Annotated in this window: 4 protein-coding genes and 1 rRNA gene; 3 read left to right on the forward strand and 2 right to left on the reverse strand. The window is 58.4% G+C overall.

The features are described 5' to 3' along the window. Positions 1 to 3 precede the first annotated feature (3 nt). Together AC2VNK_RS05545 and panD are read right to left on the reverse strand one after the other, a co-directional pair. Positions 4 to 1,176, reverse strand: coding sequence for an MFS transporter (locus AC2VNK_RS05545; RefSeq protein WP_486883117.1), 1,173 nt, complete (start codon positions 1,174 to 1,176; stop codon positions 4 to 6). Between the two features lie 48 nt (positions 1,177 to 1,224). Continuing rightward, entirely contained in the window at positions 1,225 to 1,608 is a 384-nt protein-coding gene (panD, locus tag AC2VNK_RS05550) for an aspartate 1-decarboxylase (RefSeq protein ID WP_486883115.1), read from the reverse strand. A gap of 240 nt (positions 1,609 to 1,848) precedes the next feature. Between panD and AC2VNK_RS05555 the strand changes: the two genes are divergently transcribed. The 3 genes from AC2VNK_RS05555 to AC2VNK_RS05565 all read left to right on the forward strand — a co-directional run. Continuing rightward, entirely contained in the window at positions 1,849 to 4,140 is a 2,292-nt protein-coding gene (locus AC2VNK_RS05555) for a plasma-membrane proton-efflux P-type ATPase (RefSeq protein ID WP_486883116.1), read from the forward strand. Positions 4,141 to 4,239: 99 nt separating this feature from the next. Beyond that, positions 4,240 to 5,475 carry a tyrosine--tRNA ligase gene (gene tyrS, locus AC2VNK_RS05560; protein ID WP_291521147.1) on the forward strand — a complete coding sequence of 412 codons (1,236 nt, stop codon included), beginning with the start codon at positions 4,240 to 4,242 and terminating at the stop codon, positions 5,473 to 5,475. 189 nt (positions 5,476 to 5,664) lie between these two features. Then, positions 5,665 to 6,038, forward strand: a 16S ribosomal RNA gene (locus tag AC2VNK_RS05565); the annotation flags it as partial.

Genomic DNA, 6,038 nt, shown 5'->3' on the forward strand with positions numbered 1-6,038 from the left:
GCGTCATTCTTTTCTAAAAAATCGCTGAAAAAAATACAAATACGCGCCTTGCAGCACCCCCGCAATGAGAAAGGGCGTTATCAGCATCTCTGATTGAAAAAACAGGGCAGCAATCGTCGGACCAATAGCACGCGGAGCCTGTACAGACAGACTGTTCACCGTTGCGGCCAGGCCACGTCGGTCCTCGTCCACCAAGCCGAGAAATAGCGCCTGCCGCGAGCCTATGCTCCCCTGATTCAATGCCCCACGGGCGATAAAAATCAGCATCGCCAGCCAGAAAAACGGCGAGAACGGCAGAACCAGCAACAGAACCAGCCCGAGCAGGCGCATGCGCAAAACGGTTCCCACCAAGCCAAAGCGCCGGGTGAGGCGCAGACCGATCAGCGACATGAAAGCGGCATTGACGAAGGCGAGTGCCATCGCGCCACCAATCGCCGCTGGTCCCACCCCAAAGCGCAGGTGAAACCAGTACGCCATCAATGGCCCCACCATACCAATTCCCAGACCATTCAGGGCATTAATAGTGCCGAAAGTCAGCAGCACCCGCCAGATGGGCTTGCGCACTGCCGGAGGAGCAGTCTGTACCTGCTCACTTTGCTCTGCTGATGCCGCAACGACCGGCGACTCTTCTGCAGCATGCAAAAACAGCAGACAGATAAGCGAACCCAGCAAGACAATCAGGAAGAGCGGTCTGTAAGCCTCAGCAACCGGCAACACGCCCGCTAAAATATCTGGTAAGGCGGCCAGCGTGGCACCCCCTGCCATTCCAAAGAGTCCGATGCTGGTATTAAAGTGAAAAATCTTTCCCCATTGCTCGCTGGCCACACTCCGCGACATCCAGGATTGCTCCGCTGGTGCGAAGGGGCCAGCTCCGCCGTTGGCGCCGCGACCGAAGGCCCCCAGAATGGCAGCCAGGGCGAGCCAGACGGGCTGCGCCGTACTCAGCGCGATGGATGCTGCGACGAGCTGAACCCCCTCGTAGCCCAACAGAAAGCCTTTGGCACCAAAGTGATCGCTTAAGGGACCCACCAGTAGGGTCGCTAAAGCGCCGACCAGCAGGCTAACCGAGTACAAAACGCCAATATTCAGCGCTGACCAGTGCAGGGCATGCAGATAGAGCGCGAAATCCACTACCAGCGCTCCCTGCCCTACGCTGCGGGCGGCGCGCGCTCCCATCAGCAACCGAGCATTACGGGGCACCCCCTTCAACAAGGGGTTCACCGCTCAGGCGGGGACAGGATCAATCTGCTGGCTGCGTCGGGTTATGCGATTGCGCTCATCCACATACACCAGTTGTGGCCGAAAACCGGCAACCTTCTCTTCCACCACCTGCGCGTAGGCCGCAATGATGAGGATGTCCCCCAAGGCCACCCGGCGCGCCGCGGCGCCATTGACTGAAATGATCCCCGAACCAGCCGGTGCGCTGATCGCATAAGTACTGAAACGATCCCCATTATTCACATCGTAAATGTGTACTTGCTCGTAAGGATGGATGCCCGCCGCAGCCAGCAGATCGCTGTCAATCGCGCAGGAGCCCTCGTATTCCAGTTCGACGGCGGTAACCCGCACCCGATGCAGTTTGCCCTTCAACAAGGTCAACAAAATCATCGTGGATTCTCATCCCAATGATAGCGATTCGCCAGCCGGTTTGCCCCCCAGGCGACAAACGCCAGGAGAACAGGTCTCCCCGCCCCAATCACCATTTCTCCCCAGAGGTTTAACATGACGCCATGCTCCCAATGCAATGCAATCTGCGCAGTTTACTACCAGCATGGCCTGCGGGGGAATCTTCGTGGGTTTCAGGGTTCTATACTTCAACGAACATAAAAGATATCGGGATAGCGGAATATGCCGGAAAACACTTGCAACGGACTGAGTAGCGACGAGGCGCGGCAACGGCTTGCCCAATATGGCCCCAATGCAGTCACCGAAGAAAAACCCAAAAACTGGCTGCTCTTTCTCCACAAGTTTTGGGCACCGGTACCCTGGATGCTGGAAGGCACCCTGATTCTGGAAGCCATATTGGGTAGGTGGCCAGAAGCGATCATCATCACTTTGCTCCTCATTTTTAACGGGGTGCTCGGTTTCAGCCAGGAGCGCAAGGCGCAGAGCGCGCTGGAACTGCTGAAAGAGCGACTGCGGATTCAGGCCCGCGCCTGTCGCGACGGACAATGGCAAAGCATCTCGGCCGCCGACCTTGTGACGGGTGATCTGGTTCATGTGCGGGCCGGCGATATGGTTCCTGCCGATCTGCATCTCAGCGATGGCAGCATATTGGTAGACCAATCCGCCCTGACGGGAGAATCCATGCCTGTGGAATGCACCACGGGCGACACCCTCTATTCCGCCTCCATCGTGCGTCGCGGTGAAGCCTCGGGGGAGGTCACGGCGACCGGTGCCAGGAGTTATTTCGGTAAAACCGCTGAGTTAGTGCGCGGCGCCGGCGTCAAAAGTCATTTAGAAGAGCTGGTTCTTTCCATTGTCCGCTATCTGGTAATGATGGACGTCATTCTCGTTGCCGCGATCCTGATTTACGCAGCCGCCAGCCACATCCCTCTTGCGGAAATATTGCCTTTTGCGCTCATCCTGCTGGTTGCTTCGGTACCGGTGGCACTGCCCGCCACTTTCACCCTGGCCACCGCCATCGCGTCTCTGCATCTGGTGCACCGTGGTGTGCTGGTCACCCGTCTGGCCGCTGTGGAAGAAGCCGCCGCCATGAGTGATCTCTGTAGTGACAAAACCGGCACCCTCACCCAGAACCGTCTCAGCCTCAGTCAGACAACGGGTTGGCCCGGCGTGGAAGAGGCAGAACTCCTGAAGATGGCCGCCCTAGCCAGTGACAACGCCACTCAGGATCCCATTGATCTCGCCATTCTCCAGAAGTCGGCAACCCAGATCGCCAATCTGCCTGATCGCCAGCAATTTGTGCCCTTTGATCCCGCTACCAAGCGGTCGGAGGGGGTTTTCATGCAGGACGGCGCATCATGGCGCGCACTCAAAGGTGCACCCCAGATCATCGCCAAACTCTGCAGCAATACGGACTGGGAACAAGCGACAACGGATCTCGCCGCCAGTGGCGCACGGGTGCTCGCCGTGGCGGCCGGCCCGGATGGTCAACCGCGCTTTCTCGGTCTGCTCGCACTCGCGGACCCCATCCGCCCGGATGCTGCCGAAGTCGTCCAGCATTTGCAGGAACTTGGCGTGCGGGTACGCATGGTCACCGGCGACAGCCTGCAGACGGCAAAAAATGTTGCGACATCGCTGGCCATCACGGGCAGCGTTTGTGACCGCAATGCCCTGGCTGAGGACTGTGGCGTGTATGCCGGGGTTTTCCCCGCCGATAAGTTTCATCTGGTGCAAGGGTTGCAGAAAAAAGGCCGGATCGTCGGCATGACCGGTGATGGCGTCAACGATGCCCCTGCGCTTAAACAGGCGGAGATGGGCGTGGCCGTGGAAAGCGCCACCGACGTTGCCAAGGCAGCGGCCAGCCTCGTGCTTACCACGCCCGGTCTGCAGGGGGTGCTCGATGCGGTGGTCACCGGTCGGCGCGTCTATCAGCGCATGCTCACCTATACCCTCAACAAAATCGTCAAGGTCTTTCAGGTCGCCTTGTTCCTGAGTCTGGGTTTCTTAATATTCCGCAGCTTTGTGGTCACTCCGCTGCTGGTTCTTTTGCTGCTCTTCGCCAATGATTTCGTGACCATGTCGCTGGCGGAGGATAATGTGCGTCCCTCGCCAAAACCGGACCGCTGGGATATTCGTACTCTGGTCCTCTCCTCATTAGTGGTGGCTTTCGCCTGGCTGATTTATATCTTCGCCGTGTATGGTGTGGGCCGGTCTCTGGGACTGCCACGGGCGTCCGTGCAGACCTTGGATTTCCTTGGGCTGGTATTTTCCGGGCTCGCTAATGTTTTTTTGGTGCGGGAGCGCGGCCATCTCTGGGGATCAATCCCTGGTCGCTTCCTACTCTGGGCAAGTCTGGCGGACGTATTGGTAGTAAGCGGTCTGGCCGTTATGGGCTGGCTGATGGCGCCATTGCCGATAGTGGTTATCGCCTGCCTGCTTCTGGCAACGGTGTTCTACACCTTCATTCTCGACCAGATCAAGGTACCTTTGTTGCGGAGATTAACCAGTGCTTAATTGAGATGGGGTGCGAATGTCCGGGGGGCGGCAAAGACCATTCAGCCGGGGCGCTGCCAATGCTAATATGCTGCCTCATTACAAAACACTGGCTCAGCTATGACAACGAAATATCAGGACGCACTCGAACAAATCGCGCTCGGCACCGTCGACATGCTGCCCGAGGGCGAAATGCTACCGCGGCTCGCGGCGGCACAGCGCGATAACAGACCCCTGCGAATCAAGCTGGGCATGGATCCCACTGCTCCGGACCTGCACTTGGGGCATACGGTGCTGCTCCATAAGGCCCGTCAATTCCAGGATCTCGGCCATCGCCTGCTTTTCGTTATCGGCGATTTTACCGCCATGATCGGCGACCCCACGGGCAAGAGCGTTACCCGCAAAGCGCTGAGTCGCGAAGAGGTGGTGGCCAATGCCGCGACTTATCGGCGTCAGGTGTTCAAGATACTGGATCCCGAGCGCACCGAGGTGATGTTTAACTCTGAGTGGCTGGGCGCCCTGCGTCCTGAGGAGCTGATCCAGATCGCCGCGCGTTACACTGTGGCGCGCATGCTGGAACGCGATGACTTCAACAAGCGCTACAATGCGAATCAGCCCATCGCTATTCACGAGTTTCTCTATCCTTTGCTACAAGGCTATGACTCGGTCGCCATCAAAGCGGACGTGGAACTGGGCGGTACCGATCAGCGCTTCAACCTGCTGGTGGGCCGGGAATTACAGCGTGAGTATGGCCAGAAACCGCAGTTGGTGCTCACCATGCCCATTCTCGAAGGCCTGGACGGCGTGCAAAAGATGTCTAAATCCCTGGGTAATTTCATCGCGGTCGAAGACGCGCCCGCGGAGATGTTCGGCAAGGTCATGTCCATCTCGGATACCTTGATGTGGCGTTACTACGCGCTGCTCTCCCGCGTACCTGCGGCAGAACAGGCGCGCCTGCAAAAAGAGGCGGCCAGTGGCGCGCGCAATCCGCGCGATATCAAGCTGAACTTGGCCGATGAGTTGGTGGGCCGTTTCCATGACGCCGCGGCTGCTCAGGCAGCGCATACCGCCTTCCTGGCCCGCTTTCAGCGCCACGAAGCCCCGGATGACCTGCCCCTGCAAAGGCTCTCCATGCAGGAAGACCCGCGCCTCAGCCAGATCCTGGTGCAAGTGCAGCTCGCCACCAGTACCAGCGAAGCTATGCGCAAGATGAAAGAGGGCGCAGTACGGGTGGATGGCGAGCGGGTGGTCGATCCGGCTATCACGCTGGCTTTGGGCGGGGCGTACCTTTTGCAGTTTGGTAAGCGCCACTTTGCCCGTGTCTCCCTGAGCAAGGCCGATTCCCACGCCACCTGAAATCATCTGTTGACACCCTTCGAGAGCTCCGTATAATGCGCCCTCACGACGCGGCGCTGAGCCGCACCGGACTCCGGTCCGGATTGTTCTTTCCCAGCCGAGTGGAGATGTGTGGGGTTTAGACCCAGGGGTGATATGAGCACTTAGGTGCTGATAGATACCCTGAGCAGTATTGTTTTAAGACGGATTGAACGAGAGAGTTTGATCCTGGCTCAGATTGAACGCTGGCGGCATGCCTAACACATGCAAGTCGAACGGTAGCAGGCCTTCGGGTGCTGACGAGTGGCGGACGGGTGAGTAATGCGTAGGAATCTGTCTTTTAGTGGGGGACAACCCAGGGAAACTTGGGCTAATACCGCATGAGCCCTGAGGGGGAAAGCGGGGGATCTTCGGACCTCGCGCTAAGAGGAGAGCCTACGTCTGATTAGCTAGTTGGTAGGGTAAAGGCCTACCAAGGCGACGATCAGTAGCTGGTCTGAGAGGACGACCAGCCACACTGGGACTGAGACACGGCCCAGACTCCTACGGGAGGCAGCAGTGGGGAATTTTTCGCAATGGGGGCA

The sequence above is a fragment of the Acidithiobacillus sp. TH-A35 genome (assembly GCF_057473505.1).